The sequence below is a fragment of the Bacillus sp. ISL-35 genome (assembly GCF_018613355.1).
Lineage (GTDB): Bacteria > Bacillota > Bacilli > Bacillales > Cytobacillaceae > Mesobacillus.
Window position 1 is genome coordinate 275,782 of record NZ_JAGGQK010000004.1, and the last position, 17,961, is coordinate 293,742.

Genomic DNA, 17,961 nt, shown 5'->3' on the forward strand with positions numbered 1-17,961 from the left:
AGGCATAATTAGTGAAGAAAGTGAGAAAAGCAATTATTCCGGCGGCAGGGCTAGGAACAAGGTTTTTGCCAGCAACGAAAGCAATGCCAAAAGAAATGTTGCCGATAGTTGATAAACCCACTATTCAATACATAGTTGAAGAGGCGGTTGCTTCAGGTATTGAGGATATTATCATTGTTACAGGGAAAGGAAAGCGCGCGATAGAGGATCATTTTGATTTTGCTCATGAGCTTGAACAGAACCTTTTGGAGAAGGGTAAGTTGGATATTCTTGAAAAGGTTCGTTATTCTACTAACCTTGCGGATATTCATTATATTCGGCAAAAAGAGCCTAAAGGTCTAGGTCATGCAGTATGGTGTGCGCGTAACTTTATTGGAGATGAGCCATTTGCTGTATTGCTAGGTGATGACATCGTGAAAAGTGATACACCTTGTCTTCGTCAGTTAATAGACCAGTATGAACAAACACATTCTTCTATGATTGGTGTTCAAACTGTGCCGAATGAGGAAACGCATCGTTATGGAATTGTTGAACCTTCTATTCAGATTGGAAGAAGATATCAGGTTGAAAACTTTGTCGAGAAACCTGCGCATGGAACTGCTCCTTCAAATCTTGCAATTATGGGAAGGTATATTCTTACACCTGAGATTTTCATGTTCCTGGACGCAATGGAAACAGGTGCTGGTGGGGAGATTCAGCTGACGGATGCGATTCAGAAGTTGAACCAGACTCAACGAGTGTTTGCTTATGATTTTGAAGGAAAGCGATATGATGTTGGGGAGAAGATTGGGTTCGTGAAGACTACAGTGGATTTTGCGTTGCAGAATGAAGAGCTGCGATCTGATTTGCTTGCCTATCTGGTTGAGGTGTTGGCAAAAGAAAAAGTTTAATATTATTGATTAACCCGGGTTCTCTTGAATATAAGAGATCCGGGGTGTTTTTTGAGTGCTTTCTGAGATAAATCCTTTACAAGTGATTAGTGAAATATAGTTAGAAAGGTTTATGAGGGATACAAGAGGTTACGGTGAGAGTTGTTAGCTGTTTTGTCTCATATTCAGAAAGTTTAATGGTTGCTGTTCCTTCCTTTGATCGTTTTACGATGGAGCTATAAAGAACGTAATGTGAGATTAATGAGACAAGTTGATAAAAATCACGAAGAGTTTCCGGTGGCCTTAACATTTGTTAATTGGGAAGTTTTGTGTATCAATGTTTAGTAGTTTAGTAGTTGGTTAGAACGGGGTCCAATTTATCTACTTAAGTCCTAAATTACTAAATATTTATTAGGGAGTGTGACATTATGTATTTTAAAATAAAAAGACTGCTAGATATTATTCTTTCTTTATTAGGACTTATAGTTTTATCTCCTATTTTCTTAATGCTAGTTATCGCCATCAAAATCGATTCAAGAGGCCCGGTACTGTTTAAGCAGAAACGGATAGGAATTAACAAAACGCATTTTAATATATTAAAATTCAGGACTATGACAGTAGATACTCCTAATGACACACCTACTCATCTATTAACAGATCCGGAGCAGTACATTACAAGAGTGGGTAAGTTCTTGAGAAGAACTTCACTTGATGAACTACCGCAAATTTGGAATATCTTTGCTGGGCATATGAGTATTATTGGGCCAAGGCCAGCACTGTGGAATCAGTACGATTTAATCGCTGAACGAGATAAATATGGTGCCAATAATATACCTCCCGGACTAACAGGTTGGGCACAAATCAATGGGCGTGATGAGCTTCCGATTGAAGTTAAAGCAAAGTTAGATGGGTATTATGTTGAGAAAATTAGTTTTCGAATGGATGTCAGGTGCTTTCTTGAAACTATTATAAGTGTTGCAAAAAGTGACGGGGTTGTTGAGGGTGGTACTGGCGTTAAGAAAGAAAATGCCGGTATTAAGGAGAGAGCTTTTAAATGAAAAAATTATTGATTACTGGCAAGAATAGCTATGTGGGTAGGAGTCTTGAAAATTGGCTTGAAAAATATCCCAACAAATTTATGATAGATTCAATAAGCCTAAGAAATGATTTGTGGAAGGAAAAAGATTTTTCAAAATATGATGTAGTATTTCATGTGGCTGGAATTGCACACGTTTCAACTGATCCGAAAATGGAGGATCTATACTATAAAGTAAATCGTGATCTTGCAATAGAAACTGCTAAAAAAGCTAGAGCGGATGGTGTTAAGCAGTTTATTTTTATGAGTAGCATTATTGTATATGGTGATAGTAGTAGAGATAATAAAGTTATCGATAAAAATACAGTACCTTCTCCGAGTAACTTTTATGGAAATAGTAAGTTACAGGCAGAAGAGGCAATTATAAGTATGAGTAGTGATACTTTCAAAGTAGTTATTATAAGGCCACCGATGATTTATGGAAGGGGTTCTAAAGGCAATTATTCAAAACTTGCAAAAGTAGCTCAAAAACTACCGGTATTTCCCAAAGTCGATAATCAGAGAAGTATTCTTCATATTGATAATCTTTGTGAGTTTATAAGAATAATGATTATTAATGATGAAAGCGGGATATTCTTCCCGCAAAATAGTGAGTACGTTAAGACTAGTGAGCTTGTAAAGTTGATAGCTGAAGCTCATGGTAAGAGGATATTACTCACAGAGTTGTTCAATCCGTTTTTGAAATTACTCGGTTTGAAGTTAGGGATTATTAACAAAATATTTGGTAATCTAGTAGTCGAAAAAAACATGAGTAATTATATAGTGGATTATAGAATTAGGAATCTTAAACAATCTATTAATGTCACTGAATTGGAGAGTGAGGAATGAAGGCGGTTATTGTAAATTGCTTTGATACCTATGAAGATAGGATAAATTTATTATATGAATTCTTTAAAAATACAGGTCACGATATAACTGTCATCCAATCAGATTTTAGGCATTTTAAAAAGATTCATCGTACTGATATAAAGACGGACTTTGTTTTTGTTAAATCTAAACCCTATTTTAAAAATTTGTCGATAGCACGTTTATCTTCACATTACTTTTTTGCAAAACAGGCTTTTAAAATTGTAGAGGATATAAACCCGGACTTATTATATGTAATTATTCCTCCTAATTCACTAGCTAAATTCGCATCTCAGTATAAGAGAAAAAATAAAAAAGTGAAATTAATCTTCGATTTAATCGATCTTTGGCCAGAAACCATCCCGCTTGGAAAAGTTAAAAGTATGCCACCGTTTACATTTTGGGGGATGATGAGAGACAAAAGCATCAAATTTGCAGATATTATTATAACTGAATGTAATTTATATCAAGCAGTCTTAGAAAATGTCCTTAAGGGTTCAAAAACGAAAACAGTTTATTTAGCAAAAAGGGATATTAATGTAGTTAGTTCTCCATCGCTCACAAAAGATGAGATGAATCTTTGTTATTTAGGGTCTATAAATAACATTATTGATATCCCAAAAATTAAAGAAATTGTGGAGTCATTTAGTAAATACAAGTCAACGACCCTGCACATAATTGGTGATGGAGAAAGCAAAGGATCGTTGATAGAGGAAGTAAAGAAGGCAGGCGCTAAAGTAGAATATCATGGGAAAATTTATGATCCTCAACAGAAACAGAACATTTTCGACAAATGTCATTTTGGATTAAATATAATGAAAGATACTGTATGTGTTGGACTTACAATGAAATCTATAGATTATTTCCAACATGGTTTACCTATTATTAATAATATAAAGGCGGATACTACAGAAATTGTAAAACAGCATAAAGTTGGAGTAAATCTCTCTGAAATAAATCTTAATGAACTGGCCAATGAGGTTTCAAATATGGATTTAGAAGAATATTATGAAATGAGGAGAAATGCTACAAAAGTCTTCGATGAATTATTTTCTAAGAGAGCTTTCGAAGGAAAAATAAATTTATTACTTGAACAATTATAATTGGGTTTGGAAAAGCGCAATGAATATAACGAAAAAAATAATTAACGATGAAAAGATGGATTAAATATGTTGAATGAAAATAAGATGCCCTTTTTAAGTATTATAGTCCCTGTTTATCAAGTAGAAAAATATCTGTCAAGGTGTATCAATTCCATCATAAACCAGGATTATGATGATTTTGAGCTTATACTGGTAAACGATGGCTCACCAGATTCCTCAGGTATTATTTGCGATAGTTATGCAAAGTTAGATAAAAGAATACGAGTTATTCACAAAAAAAATGGTGGACTGGGTTCGGCTAGAAATGCAGGCCTAAAGGTTGCCAAAGGTATGTATGTAGGCTTTGTTGATAGTGATGACTGGATTACTCCTGATATGTATACCTTTTTAATTGAAATTGCCAAAACTTATAATGCCGATATAGTAGCATCTTCATATATATTAACAAAGGGATCAACTGATATAAATCAAATTAACCATTCCATTAAATGTTTTGTAGGGGAAGAGAAACTTAAATATTATCTTGAATCTGGTATGAAACACAGAGTTGCAGATTATTCAGTATGCAATAAGATATATAACCTTAGATTGTTTCAAGGTATAAAGTTTCCGGAAGGTCAATTTTATGAAGATGTTGCTACTAATTACAAATTAATAAAATCTGCTAATAAATTTATTAAAAGTGATAAAATAACATATTTTTATTTCCAAGATAGCAGTAGTATTACTAGAAATGGTTTTAAAAAACAAGATCATGACCTATTATTAGTGAGTAAGGAATTAGTTGCACTTGTACAAGAAGAAGCTAATAACCGTTTAATTGAGATAGCAAGAATGAAAGAAGCTAGAGCATACTTCTCGATGCTTTCCAAAATTGTAGTATATGGCTTCCAAGATAATGTTGAAGATAGTAAAGAAATTACAAAGTGGCTTACAAAAAATTTAAGGGAAAATTATATTCTACTTTTAAAATCTCCTATGCCTTTGAATAGAAAGATAATAATGACATTATTATGTATAAATAAAAACATAATAAAAATACCATTTAATATCTACCAACAATTGATAAATAGAGTATAAAAGTAGAGTAACAATTTCGGCTTCCTTAAATAATCCAACTTAATGTTGAGTACAGCAGCTTAAAATAGGGTGGAATCGAATAAAAATGAAAAGAATATTAGTATCTGGACTATCTACACAATATGGAGGAATTGAATCTATTATTATAAATATTGTAAAACATATTGACAAAAGAAAATATAAATTTGACTTTGTATTTTCTTCTGAGGATAAATGTAAGTTTGAAAATGTAATAGAAGAACATGGAGGGGAAATTTACAGAGTAACACCTTGGGGAAAAAACCCAATAAAGTATACTCGCGATTTAAAATCAATATTTAGTAATAATAGTAATTATGATTTTATATGGGTTAATACTAGTAGTGCAAGTATTATTGCATTACAAAAGTTAGCTAGTAAATATACTAATGCAAAAATTATAGTTCACTCTCATGGAACTTCATTTGAAACAGCAGGATTTTTTAAAAGAAACCTTCTGTTAATGTTGCACAAGTTAAACTATAAAAAATTTATAAAGTTAACTGATTTAAAATTTGCATGTTCTATTGATGCTTCATCATGGCTATTTGGCAAACAAAAAACAAATGGTCAAAAGGTCCATATTATTAAAAACGCCATTGAATCAAAGAAATATATTTATAATGCCGACATGAGAAATAAATATAGGCAAGAATATGGTTTAGTAAACAAATTTGTTATTATTCACGTTGGTAGAATAACAAAGGTAAAAAATCATAGTTTTCTTATTGAAGTATTTAATGAAATTAGCAAGAGGAATTCAAACAGTCTATTAATGATTGTCGGGGATGGAGACTTGGAACAAAATACAAGAAATAAAGTTAAAACCTTAAATTTGGAAGACAAGATTATGTTTATGGGTCCACGGGATGACATCGCTAATTTATTACAAGCTGCTGATATCTTTGTTTTACCATCATTAAGTGAAGGATTACCTTTGGTAACTATTGAAGCACAAGCTTCGGGTTTAAAAAGTATTGTTTCGAGTGTGGTACCATTAGAAGCTCAAATAACCGACTTGGTTGAATATTGCACATTAGAACAATCAGCAGAAACATGGGCAAAGAATATTCTAAAGTCAAAGTCTTATGAAAGACGTGATACAAGTAAAGAAATAGAAAATGCAGGTTTTGATATTAAAAATGTTGTGAAAGAAATTGAAGATTTGTTACTTAAGTGAGTGAAGGAAATCCCCAAAAAATGCATTATAAGAATCTTCTTCAAGTTAATGTATGCTGCCTCTGGTATTTACTTATTTAACCGATCATAATGCTTATCAAAACGATATTTATTGTTATAACCGCTTATTATTTCTTGTTCTAACTGCATTATAAACTTATAACTACAGCAAGTTAAAAGATGTTTATCTAGATATAGCTAAACAATTTAGTGAGTTCTTAATAAAAGTGAAGTGGATTATCCTAGGCATAACAAGATTCCAGGAGATAAAAAAATCATACACTAATTCAATAATATCTAATTATGTAATACAGGATATGTATTAGAGGAGACAAAATGGGTTTTTTATTTGTTATTTCAGTAACATATTTGTGTTTTTATTTCACAAAACTAATCGTAGGAACTATGTACGAAATTAAATCAAGTAAAATTTTTGATTTTTCATTATCTTTACTAGTCGTAATATCAATAGTAATTATATCAATTAGTATAAAACCTGATATTGAATATGATTTGTCACGACATTATGAAATAGTTAATAATATGCGTTATTATGGATATGAATATGAGACTGGATATGAAAGTTTAGTAATTATTAAAGTTATATTTTATCTAGTTTCATTATCCCGATATAATGAACTTTTACCTGCTATATCCGTAGCAATTACTTATAGTATCTTTATATATATCACTCGTAATTTTATTAATAAATATAAAACAAGTAATAAGTTATTCCTTCTTTCGTGGTTAATTAATATTTCAATTTTGCCATTTTTAGTTTCATATTCAGGGGTAAGGACTTCTATGGCCTTTGCAATTTTTGCATTAGCTTTATATAGAGATATAATACTAAAAAAGAAGAATTTAACAATAATTATTTTATATGTTATTCCATTGTTTATTCATCCAGCTAGCGGTATTCTGGTAGGTTTGAGAATACTATATTTTAACAGAAACTTATTCGTTTCGAAATTAAAATATTTACTTTTATTTTGGAGTTTTTCTAGTTATATACTAATAGACCTGTTGGAATCTATATCAATACCATATATAAGTTATACAGCTCAAAAGTTACAAATCTATTTTCTGAAATTTGATGGAGATCATAGACTATACTTTGTTAACATGTGTTTCTTTATTTTCTTGTTTATATTATTTAGGTGGATTAATTTAGGGAAAAAGGCAGATTGGTCAGAAAATATTAATAAATTGATGGAATATATAGAGTTAGTAATATTATTTGCGATTGGAAGTTTTTATATTCCTAGTATAACTGAAAGACTATTATACTTTATAGCATTTTTCGCATTCCCAATAATCTATTTATCTGTAAACAATTCAAGGACAAGATTGAAATTAATGGTTATAATAATATTTTCTTTGTTTATAGTAGGATATATAACCTATCAATATATACAAGTTTCCTCACATAATATCTATATTTCATTTGATTTCTTAAGAATGAATTAAGGAGAGAAAAGATGATAAGTGTTATTGTTCCAGTATATAATGTGGAAAAATTTCTACCAAGGTGCATAGAAAGTATTCTAAATCAAACGTATAATGATCTAGAATTAATACTTGTAAACGATGGTTCACCTGATAACTGTGCTGAAATTTGCAATCAATATGAGAAACAAGATGCCAGAATACGGGTTATTCATAAAAAGAATGGAGGTGTATCATCCGCAAGAAACTCAGGTATCGAGGCCGCAACCGGAGAATTTATTTTGTTTGTTGATAGCGATGATTATTTAGATCTTAATATGTGTGAGGTCTTAATGCATAATCAAGAACAAACTAATTGTGATATTGTAATTTGTGGATATAAGTCTGTCGATGCCAACCACGAATTTGATTACAACTTAGGAATCGAATATAAAGGTAATTTAATTGAAATGGGGCATAGATTTAGTGAGTTATTAGAAAAAAGTCTATTGAATGTTCCTTGGAATAAACTTATAAGGAAAAGTTTGATAAAAGTAAAGTTTGATACTGAAATGGATATGGGTGAAGATTTGGTATTTAACTTAAGTTATCTTGAAAATGTAGAGTATATCTGTTCAATAAAAGACGCATTATACAATTATTATAACAACCAAAATTCTGCTACTAATAATAAAAGGTATATACCGATAAATATTACTGAAGATTTTTATAGAAATATTAAAAACTTTTGTGATAAATCGGTGCGGCAATACGAAATAAAACCCATTTATATGGAATTTATGGACAGTCTTTTTTCAACTGTACAATATATTTCCGAAAGAGAGAGAAATTATAATAAAAAGAAACGATTATTGTCAGATTGCTTTAACAATGAATTCTTACAGGAAATTTATTCAGTTGGGTCATTTTATAGAAATTACGAAAAAAAATTTGTATGTGGCTTATTAATAAAGTTTAAATTTTATAATTTAATTCTATTTTATTTTCTAAATAGAAAATTAATAAAGAGATTCGTAAATATTAATTGGAGAACTAGTTAATATGATCACTATTATTATTCCAATATATAATTCGCAGCGATATCTTGATAAATGTTTGGATAGTGTAATTAATCAATCTTTTAGTGACATTGAAATAATTTTAGTTAATGATGGGTCATCCGATGAGAGTGGTAAGATTTGCGATGAGTACAAACAAAAGGATTCCAGAATTAAGGTTATACACAAAGAAAATGGCGGAGTGTCTTCAGCAAGAAACGTTGGATTAAAAATGGCAACTGGAGATTTTATTGGTTTTGTTGATAGTGATGACTATATAAATAAGGAAATGTTTAAAGTATTATTTAATGATATTAAAGAAAACGATTGTGATGTGTCAATTTGTAATTGGTACTACGAGATTGATGGAGAACTTAGACTAGATAAGACAATGTTAAAAGACTATAAGGTCTTAAATAATATATCAGCTATAGAGGAACTATTAAAAGACTCGTTTAAAGGCTTTTTATGTAATAAATTATTTAAAAAAGAATTATTCTCAAATGTTAAGTTTGAGCATGATCTTACAATGTGTGAGGATTATTTGGCTGTTTACCAAGTACTGAAAAGAGCAAAGCGTGTTAGTATAAATCCTACTCCACTATATTTTTATGTAATGAATACTGATAGTGCAACCTTTAATGCAAACAATAATTTTAATTATAAAAATCACAAAAGTTCTGAGAAAGTATTTAGATTAATTCATGAAGATATTCTCCATAATTATTTTCACTTGCGAAAATTAGCACAATTTGCTGTTGCAAGGAACTCAGTAATAACTGTTTGTGAAATTTGCCGAAGTAATATAGATGATAAGGGTTTGCTTAAGTCTCATAAAAATATAATAATGGTTAATATATATTCACTATTATCAGGAAATAAAAGTAATATTAAAATTAAAATATATGGATTGTTTATTGCTTTCTCAGCAAATTTATTTAAATGTATATATAAGAACTTGAGAAGATATTTATAAAATTTAATCGTCTTTGTTCTTTTAGGTAAAGTTATTTGTAGTTGTAATATTCTAAAACAGAAAAGCTGTGGTTGTGGAAAAAATATAAATAGTTTAAAGGGCATTTAATAATTTCAGTAGAGTAATAATATATGACTTAGTCAAAGGAAGAAGTATAAATAATGAAATTAGTTGTTTTACAAAATAGAAATACTAAGGAACTTATAGCATGAATCAGATTCGCATTGGTGCATTACTATCTTATATTTCAATATTTTTGACATTTATTGTGGGTTTTATTTATACCCCAATTTTAATAAGAATACTAGGACAGACTGATTATGGAATTTATTCCCTTATATTAGCATTTGCTTCTTATTTGAGTTTAATGGATATGGGTGTAGGAAATGCAATTGTACGGTATATTGCACGGAATAGAGTATTAGGTGATTCAAATAAAGAATCAGATTTAATCGGACACTTTTTAAAGTTCTTTCTAGTAATCAGCTTATTTACTATTGTTGTTGGGGTGCTTATTTGTATAAATGCTCCCTTCTTTTTTCAAAATAGTTTAGAAACACCAGATATAAAGACAGCGCAGATAATGATTATTATTTTAACAATTAATTTCGCATTGTCTTTTCCGTTAAATGTTTATAGTTCTGTTTTACAAGCATATGAGCGTTTTATATTTTTAAAATTATTTTCGATTATTAGAATAGTGATAGTTCCTATTGTGACATTAATTTCACTTACTATTGGTTATCGTTTAATTGCTATGACGGTAATATCTTCCTCTGTGAATATTATTATCTTAATAATCGGGTACCTATATTGTAAAAAGGTAATTGGTATAAAGGTTACATACTCTCCAATTAACCTGAATTATAAAAAAGAAATATACTCATATGCCTTATTAATATTTTTAACAGCTATTGCTGATAAAATTTACTGGCAGACTGATCAAATTTTACTTGGGATATTAAAAAATCCCGAAAGTGTTGCAATATATGCAGTTGCTATACAATTTATTTTTATTTTTATTTCATTATCAGGAGCATTAAGTACTTTGTTTTTACCCCAAATAACTAAATTAGTTACAGAGGAAAATCACATATCAAGGTTAGATGAACTATTTATAAAAATTAGTAAATATCAATTTTTTATCCTAGCCTTAGTATTTAGTGGTTTTTTTCTATTTGGTCAAGATTTTATAATTTTGTGGGCTGGCCAAACTTTTGAACAAGCATATATTATTGTGATTATTTTAATGATTCCTTTTTTCTTTGATTTAGTCCAAAATACAGGACTTGTTATTTTACAGGCAAAAGGACTCTATTTATTTAGAACAATTTCGTTAATTGTTTGTTCTATATTAAATATTGTAATATCGATTCCAATTATTAATCTGTACGGAAGTATAGGTACAGCCATTGTGACATCCCTATTTGTGGCAATAGGCAATGTAATTTTATTGAATGTTTACTATCACTATAAAGTTGGTCTAAATATAAAATTATATTGGAAAAATATTATTTCTATCACTGTTCCTATATTACTATTGGTTACTTTCATTTATATAATAATATTCAATCAAAGAATGCAAATAATGGAGCTAATTATTTGGATAGTTCTTTATACTGTTTTATATACCGCTGTAATCTACTTTTTTTGTTTCAGTACAACTGAAAAACGAGCTCTTAAAAGAACGTTAAGTAATATTATATCTATTGTTATTAAAATTTAAAGTTCATAATAGCAACTTAATGGTAAGGAAATTGTTATTTATATATCTGATAACCAACTACCCCCCCTATACTTTCTTATTTCAGAGATAATAGGAAAAGTATTATAACCGGAAAGGAGTTTTAAATTAGTGAATATATTAGTTACTGGAGGAGCTGGTTATATTGGCTCTCATACCTGTGTTGCTTTATTAGAGGCAGGGCATTCCGTAATAATTGCTGATAATCTTTGTAATAGTAAAGTTGAAACTATTGAAAGGATTATGCATATTGCCAAAAAAGAAGTGACTTTCTACAAGATTGATGTAACCGATTTAAAGGCTGTCGATGATATTTTTAAAAATCATATAATAGATGGTGTCATTCACTTTGCCGGCCATAAAGCTGTTGGAGAGTCAGTGGATAAGCCGCAAGATTACTATTACAACAATCTAGTAAGTACCATGGTACTTACTAGGGCTTGTCTTAAATATAATGTTTATAAATTTATATTTAGTTCATCAGCAACGGTCTATGGAGATAATAAAGTGCCTTTTGAAGAGACGATGGAGCTTCTGCCGACGAGTAATCCATACGGTGAAACAAAGGCCATGAGTGAGCGTATTTTAACTGATATAACTAATGCTTACCCTGCCTTCTCCATATCACTACTTAGATATTTTAATCCAGTTGGAGCTCATGAGAGTGGGTTAATCGGTGAAGCCCCTAATGGAATACCAAATAACCTTATGCCATATGTAACTCAAGTGGCAAGAGGTAAACTTGAGAAGTTGCGTGTGTTTGGAAACGATTATCGAACGATAGATGGCACAGGAGTACGAGATTATATTCATGTAGTGGATTTAGCTGAGGGTCATGTTGCGGCATTAGAAAATCTGACTGCAGGGGTTCATATTTATAATTTGGGAACCGGAAAAGGGACTAGTGTATTGGAATTAGTGAAAGCGTTTGAAGAAGCTAATGAGATTGAAATCCCTTATGAAATTGTTGAACGAAGACCTGGGGATATTGCTGAGTGCTATGCTGATGCTTTAAAAGCAAAGCGGGAACTAGGCTGGACAGCTAGACGAGACATTATTACAATGTGCCGGGATGCCTGGCAGTTCGAGAAAAATTATAAGTAATGACTATAAAGCACAAGGATTATGGTACAATTATCCAGCGAGAGTGTTTTTCGGCTAGCGTGATGCCAATCATAAAAAATTCTTACAGCTTTATAAGGATTAAAAAGCCCTTTTGAAGGATTCAAAAGGGCTTTAAATTAATATTAATTAAGATTTAAATGTGTCTTCATTTCAACTTGAACTCTTTGCTTTTCTCTTTCCGAAACAACTTGATAATAAATCTTATTAATTATTGTTCCGCTGCCTTGTACCTGAATTTGTTCCAAATTTTCACCTGCACTCTTATAATTCTTTTGGATGTCTACCATCGCATCAAATGTCATGTTTGTTTTTACATTTTGTCCCAAAGCTTTAAAAATATCATCGAACTTAGTTAAGGAATTGAAGCTTGCTCCTTTTCTGATCACACCCTGGATGACTTCTCTTTGTCTTTGCTGACGACCGAAATCTCCGCCTGGGTCTTGTTTACGCATTCTTACAAATGAAAGAGCTTCTTTGCCGTCAAGTACTATTTCTCCTTCAGGGAAGTTTTCTCCATCTTGGGAGAAAGCAAAGCTGTTATTGACTGTTACTCCTCCAACAGCGTTAACGACATCTTCAAAACCTTCCATATTTACTTTCATATAATAATCAATCGGAATATCAAGGAAGTTCTCAACTGTATCCATGGACATTTCTACTCCACCGAATGCATAGGCGTGATTGATTTTATCGTCGAACCCTTTGCCTACGATTTGTGTTCTCGTATCACGAGGGATGCTCAGCATTTTAGTAGAGTTTTTTTCTGGGTTTACTGCTAATACAATCATAGTATCTGATCGCCCTCTATCACCGGTGCGTTCATCTACTCCTAACATCAGTACAGTGAAGGGATCTTTCTTTTCAAAGGTTAGTTCATCTGTCCTTTTATCAGAAACTTTGCGCTCGATTGGCTCATGCATTGTATCAACTGCTTTAGTTAATGATGAGTAAACACTGTATACATAAGCACCTACACCTAATATTAACAAAAGAAAAATGACTCCAGTTACGCGGAGCCACGTTCTTTTCTTCTTGCCTTTATGCTGTTCGGCTCTCATTTGTTGTCCTCCATGTAGTGACAAAATAATTTAATTGCTAACCATAAGAATACCAAAAAGTATAGTATTTGAATATCCCTCTTTTTGTAAATTGGCAACTTTTTTCATAGATTACAAATTTATTTTAAATACGTGTAATTTTCCTTATTTTTTACAAAAATCGACCTTTTTGTTAAACAATTGTGATATACTCGTAAAATAAAAGACTACAAGGGGGAACTTAGGAATTGTATTTAAAAAAAGTACTTTCGTTGGTCATTGTTTTTGTTTTGGTGCTGTCTGTTAGTAGTTTAAAGCCAGTGGATGCTAATGCAGAGACGATTTCTGTGAAGCTTAGCAATTATATAGGAAATAAAACGGAGTTGACCTTCTCTTTTACAGGCGCTCATAGTATTAAAGAAGATGCGGAAATTGAATTGAAGGAGAATACGGTATATAAAGTTAAAGTTGAAGGTGGAAAGTTAAGCCTTTATTTGGCCGCAGAGAAACTAAAAGATTTTGACACTCCTTTTACAGTTGTATCAAATTTGTATTCTACCAGTAGTGTTCACACCATTTATGGTACAAAAGAAAAGAAGTATTTAGGGGATATTAAATACGAATTAGAGGCAGGAAAATATGTCCGTCCTACTAATTTGAATATTCCATTCGAAGATTATCTGAAAAGTGTAGTCCCGCATGAAATGCCAGCGCTATGGAGCCTTGAAGCTCTTAAGGCGCAGGCAGTTGCTTCTCGTACATATTCTGCTGGGAAAATTGGGAGTACTGAGTCTGTGTCTGATACTCAATCTTTCCAGGTTTACGGAGGATATGAATGGCATCCTAATTCAACAAGAGCTGTTGAAGAAACCCGGGGAAAAGTTCTTAAGTACAATGGATCCCGCATTAGTGCGGTTTATTCATCGAGTAACGGAGGAGAAATTGAATCGAACTCTAACATGTGGGGAACATCTCAGGTTCCTTATCTTCCTGCAAAGGCAGATCCATATGATCCAAAAATGGAATGGAATGTCACTTACAACAAAGATCAAATCGATCCTAGAAAGCTGGATTTAGCGAACCCGCAAAATTGGTGGGGCGCAACTGTAGAAAAAACACCGTCAGTAACCAATTACATTAAAAATTGGCTTTATACTCTTACTGACTATAAAAATACAGAAATAAAGATTGTCAGAATTCCTGAACTTAAGTTTATCAATAAAAACAGCAGCGGAAGAAGCATCAGTGCTTCGATGACAGTGGAATTCTTTGTGAAGGACAAATCTACAAATACCTTCAGGATGGAAAATGGCAAGATTAAAACCTTTACTGTCACTCACCAAACGACTGCTAATGCAATGCGTACGATTCTTGGCACATTAAACATGAAAAGCACGCTAGTTTCTGGAAGCGAGACGTTAGGTCACCCGCGTTTATCGGGAATGGACCGATTTGATGTAGCCATCAATGTTTCTAAAGCAGGTTGGTCAAGTGCAAATAATGTGGTATTGGCAAATTGGGAGGCATTTGGTGATGCTCTGGCAGCTACACCGCTAGCTTATAAATATAATGCTCCATTGCTTTTAACAAAATCTGCTGCTTTAACTCCTAGAGTAAAAGATGAGATTAAGAGATTGAAAGCTAAATCGGTCATTATTGTAGGTGGGCCTATTAGTGTCTCTGAAAATATCGTGAGTGAGTTAAGGGGTATGGGAATATCCGTTGACCGTATTGCTGGTAATAGCCGTATGGAAGTGGCCAACAATATCGCTAAAAAAATTGGACCAAGCAGCAAAGTGGTAATCGCTGATGGCTTCAACTTTCCGGATGCCCTTTCCATTGCACCTTATGCCGCAAGAAATGGTTATCCGATTTTGCTGACAAATCATAACCATGTATTGACTTCTTCAACACAGAATCTAATTAAGAGTTGGAATATTAGCCAGACAATAATATCCGGCGGGCCATTAAGTGTATCTGATACAGTTTATAAAAGCGTTCCTAACCCACGAAGGTTTGGCGGAAACAGTCGATTTGAAGTCTCTGCAAATATAGCAAATGCTTATTTTTCAACAAGTTCACAGGCTTTCATAACAAGAGGTTTTATTTTTGCTGATGCTCTTACTGGTTCGGTGTTGGCGGCCAAAAATAATGCGCCGATTCTTCTGATCCAGCCTGACAAGCTTACGCAGCCAATTGAAAACTCGATTGCAAATAATGTTTTTGATCAGTTCACGATTTTAGGCGGACCGATTTCGGTTAATGAAAGTGTAGCAGCCAATCTGCCGAATGTGTCGATTAATTACTCCGGTAGTGGTTTCGGGCATGGTGTTGGCATGAGCCAGTATGGTGCCTATAAAATGGCGACCCTCGGAAAAAAGTATAACGAAATCTTGAGCTTCTACTATCCTGGAGCTTCATTAGTAAATAATTAAATTTATCTAATAGCTTCTCTATAATTTAGAGAAGCTATTTTTATTTACACATATCCTCTTAGTTTTAAACATAAATGAAGGCAAATTTAAGAAAAACTCTAGTAAATATTTATCAAAAATAGAAGTAAATTAAGAGAGCAACCAAATATTGTGTAGAAATATGTTATAATTTAGGAAGTCTTGTAATATGCCACCGGTATTTAATCATAAAGGAGGATAGGATTTAATTTAAATTTTTTTTATGAGAAAAAACAATACACCATGGGGAGCAGAATGATGAAAAAAAAGCTTTTACTCAGTGTTCTTGCCCTGGTTATGTCGTTATTTGTCGGTATTCAGGCTTCTGCTGCAGCTGATGACATAAGACTAGGCGGAAACGATCGTTTTGATGTTGCGATTAATGTTTCGAAGAATGGATGGTCCAGTGCCTCGACAGTTATTATTGCAAACTGGGATGCATATGGAGATGCACTTGCTGCAACGCCTTTGGCTTATAAATACAATGCACCAATTCTATTAACAAAACCAATTGCTTTAGATAGCAGGGTAAAAACAGAAATTCAAAGATTAAATGCTAAATCCGTCATCATTGTCGGTGGCACAATCAGTGTCTCTGATAATATCGTTAGAGAACTTAGAAATCTGGGAATATCGGTAAGAAGGATTTCAGGGTCGAATCGTGTTGAGGTAGCGAATAATATCGCAAAGGAAATTGGGCCAACAAGTAAAGTGGTAATTGCTGACGGCTTTAATTTCCCTGATGCCTTATCAATTGCACCTTATGCAGCAAGAAATGGTTATCCTATTTTACTTACAAATCCAAAGTCTTTATTGGATAGCTCGACGCAGGCACTTATTGACCAATGGCCAATCAGCCAAACGATTATATCAGGTGGGCCCTTAAGTGTTTCCGAAACAGTTTATAATAATGTCCCTAATCCAAGGAGATTCGGCGGAAATAGCCGATTTGAAGTTTCCGCAAATATTGCAAATGCATACTTTTCAGCCAGTACTGCAGCTTTTGTTACAAAAGGCTCTATTTTTGCAGATGCCTTAACAGGGTCGGTTCTAGCTGCAAAAAAGAACGCGCCTATATTGTTAACAGAACCTGACCGTCTTCCTGTCGCTATTACCAACTCGATTGTTAATAATGGGCTTAGCAGGTTTACCGTTTTAGGCGGACCAATTTCCGTAAGTGACAGTGTTTTTGTTAAAATAAGCAATAATATTGTAGGGGAAACGATTGTGCTGGATCCGGGCCACGGTGGAACAGACCCCGGAGCAGCTGGTTACAGTTTAGTAGAAAAAGAGATTGTTCTGGATATAGCTAAAAGAGTCAATTCAAAGCTTAGCAATTCTTTGTCTAAAGTAGTCATGACGAGACAAACTGACACTTACCTATCTTTAGACCAAAGAGTTAAAACGGCTGAGAAATCAGGGGCCGATGCTTTTGTGAGTTTCCACGTCAATTCTTATACTTCTGGCTCAGCAAATGGGACAGAAACATGGTATGATAGCACCTATGCTTCAGCCTCCAGTAAAAAACTTGCTGAAGAAATACAGACTGAACTGGTTAAAGCGATGGGGACTAGAGATAGAGGAGTCAAAGAAGGCGGGTTTTATGTTATTCGAAATTCAAAGATGCCTAGTGTTTTAGTGGAGATTGCCTTTATCAGTAATTCGACAGATGCATCTAAATTAGCCAGCAATACTTACAGACAAAAGGCAGCTGATGCCATTTATAAAGGGATCATGAATTACTACAATTAATAGGAATTGAAAAATCAGGCTAAAGGTTTTACCAGCCTGATTTTTTTTTATTGCCTATCAGTACTGTACATTGACTGTCTTGGGTTTTGCCTTTGCTTGATAATGAAAATGAAAAAGTGTATATTGAATTATGTATTTTACTATCAATCTTTTACAATATACTTCAAAAACTTACATTTGCTATAAGCTCGAATAAA

General features: G+C 32.6%; 14 protein-coding genes. 13 read left to right on the forward strand and 1 reads right to left on the reverse strand.

What is annotated here, in order from left to right; translation table 11 throughout:
* Positions 1-11: 11 nt before the first annotated feature.
* The 11 genes from galU (at position 12) to galE (ending at position 12,501) form a co-directional block, all read left to right on the forward strand.
* A complete protein-coding gene (gene galU / locus J7E38_RS07340; RefSeq protein ID WP_214706201.1) occupies positions 12-890 on the forward strand; it encodes a UTP--glucose-1-phosphate uridylyltransferase GalU in 879 nt (292 codons plus the stop codon).
* 407 nt (positions 891-1,297) lie between these two features.
* Positions 1,298-1,927, forward strand: a complete 630-nt coding sequence (locus J7E38_RS07345; protein ID WP_214706202.1) for a sugar transferase — start codon at positions 1,298-1,300, stop codon at positions 1,925-1,927.
* Complete coding sequence (locus J7E38_RS07350; RefSeq protein ID WP_214706203.1) at positions 1,924-2,793, forward strand: NAD-dependent epimerase/dehydratase family protein; 870 nt, start codon at positions 1,924-1,926, stop codon at positions 2,791-2,793. Before J7E38_RS07345 ends, J7E38_RS07350 begins: the two co-directional genes overlap by 4 nt.
* Positions 2,790-3,914 (forward strand): glycosyltransferase, encoded by a 1,125-nt coding sequence (locus tag J7E38_RS07355; RefSeq protein ID WP_214706204.1) that lies wholly within the window; start codon positions 2,790-2,792, stop codon positions 3,912-3,914. Before J7E38_RS07350 ends, J7E38_RS07355 begins: the two co-directional genes overlap by 4 nt.
* Positions 3,915-3,980: 66 nt before the next feature.
* Positions 3,981-4,994, forward strand: a complete 1,014-nt coding sequence (locus J7E38_RS07360) for a glycosyltransferase family 2 protein (RefSeq protein ID WP_215038288.1) — start codon at positions 3,981-3,983, stop codon at positions 4,992-4,994.
* An 85-nt stretch (positions 4,995-5,079) separates the two neighbouring features.
* The gene (locus J7E38_RS07365; RefSeq protein ID WP_214706205.1) at positions 5,080-6,192 is read left to right on the forward strand and encodes a glycosyltransferase family 1 protein; all 1,113 of its coding nucleotides are present in this window, start codon (positions 5,080-5,082) and stop codon (positions 6,190-6,192) included.
* 335 nt (positions 6,193-6,527) lie between these two features.
* A complete protein-coding gene (locus J7E38_RS07370; protein ID WP_214706207.1) occupies positions 6,528-7,661 on the forward strand; it encodes an EpsG family protein in 1,134 nt (377 codons plus the stop codon).
* A gap of 11 nt (positions 7,662-7,672) precedes the next feature.
* Complete coding sequence (locus tag J7E38_RS07375) at positions 7,673-8,680, forward strand: glycosyltransferase family 2 protein (RefSeq protein ID WP_214706209.1); 1,008 nt, start codon at positions 7,673-7,675, stop codon at positions 8,678-8,680.
* Position 8,681: 1 nt separating this feature from the next.
* Positions 8,682-9,653 carry a glycosyltransferase family 2 protein gene (locus J7E38_RS07380; RefSeq protein WP_214706211.1) on the forward strand — a complete coding sequence of 324 codons (972 nt, stop codon included), beginning with the start codon at positions 8,682-8,684 and terminating at the stop codon, positions 9,651-9,653.
* Between the two features lie 208 nt (positions 9,654-9,861).
* Positions 9,862-11,379 (forward strand): oligosaccharide flippase family protein, encoded by a 1,518-nt coding sequence (locus J7E38_RS07385; protein ID WP_214706212.1) that lies wholly within the window; start codon positions 9,862-9,864, stop codon positions 11,377-11,379.
* A 129-nt stretch (positions 11,380-11,508) separates the two neighbouring features.
* On the forward strand, positions 11,509-12,501 hold the full coding sequence (gene galE, locus J7E38_RS07390) for a UDP-glucose 4-epimerase GalE (protein WP_214706213.1): 993 nt from the start codon (positions 11,509-11,511) through the stop codon (positions 12,499-12,501).
* A gap of 143 nt (positions 12,502-12,644) precedes the next feature.
* Here the strand turns inward: galE and tagU are convergent, their stop codons facing one another.
* Positions 12,645-13,580, reverse strand: a complete 936-nt coding sequence (gene tagU / locus J7E38_RS07395) for a polyisoprenyl-teichoic acid--peptidoglycan teichoic acid transferase TagU (protein WP_214706214.1) — start codon at positions 13,578-13,580, stop codon at positions 12,645-12,647.
* Between the two features lie 227 nt (positions 13,581-13,807).
* On the opposite strand from tagU, the gene J7E38_RS07400 reads away from it, so the two are divergent.
* Positions 13,808-15,994 carry a SpoIID/LytB domain-containing protein gene (locus J7E38_RS07400; RefSeq protein ID WP_214706215.1) on the forward strand — a complete coding sequence of 729 codons (2,187 nt, stop codon included), beginning with the start codon at positions 13,808-13,810 and terminating at the stop codon, positions 15,992-15,994.
* A gap of 276 nt (positions 15,995-16,270) precedes the next feature.
* Positions 16,271-17,764, forward strand: a complete 1,494-nt coding sequence (locus J7E38_RS07405; protein ID WP_215038290.1) for an N-acetylmuramoyl-L-alanine amidase — start codon at positions 16,271-16,273, stop codon at positions 17,762-17,764.
* Positions 17,765-17,961: the final 197 nt, after the last annotated feature.

Coding starts and splice junctions, on each gene's coding strand:
- J7E38_RS07345 (WP_214706202.1), top strand. CDS start 1,298: ATGTATTTTAAAATAAAAAGACTGCTAGATATTATTCTTTCTTTATTA.
- J7E38_RS07350 (WP_214706203.1), top strand. CDS start 1,924: ATGAAAAAATTATTGATTACTGGCAAGAATAGCTATGTGGGTAGGAGT.
- J7E38_RS07355 (WP_214706204.1), top strand. CDS start 2,790: ATGAAGGCGGTTATTGTAAATTGCTTTGATACCTATGAAGATAGGATA.
- J7E38_RS07360 (WP_215038288.1), top strand. CDS start 3,981: ATGTTGAATGAAAATAAGATGCCCTTTTTAAGTATTATAGTCCCTGTT.
- J7E38_RS07365 (WP_214706205.1), top strand. CDS start 5,080: ATGAAAAGAATATTAGTATCTGGACTATCTACACAATATGGAGGAATT.
- J7E38_RS07370 (WP_214706207.1), top strand. CDS start 6,528: ATGGGTTTTTTATTTGTTATTTCAGTAACATATTTGTGTTTTTATTTC.
- J7E38_RS07375 (WP_214706209.1), top strand. CDS start 7,673: ATGATAAGTGTTATTGTTCCAGTATATAATGTGGAAAAATTTCTACCA.
- J7E38_RS07380 (WP_214706211.1), top strand. CDS start 8,682: ATGATCACTATTATTATTCCAATATATAATTCGCAGCGATATCTTGAT.
- J7E38_RS07385 (WP_214706212.1), top strand. CDS start 9,862: ATGAATCAGATTCGCATTGGTGCATTACTATCTTATATTTCAATATTT.
- tagU (WP_214706214.1), bottom strand. CDS start 13,580: ATGAGAGCCGAACAGCATAAAGGCAAGAAGAAAAGAACGTGGCTCCGC.
- J7E38_RS07405 (WP_215038290.1), top strand. CDS start 16,271: ATGAAAAAAAAGCTTTTACTCAGTGTTCTTGCCCTGGTTATGTCGTTA.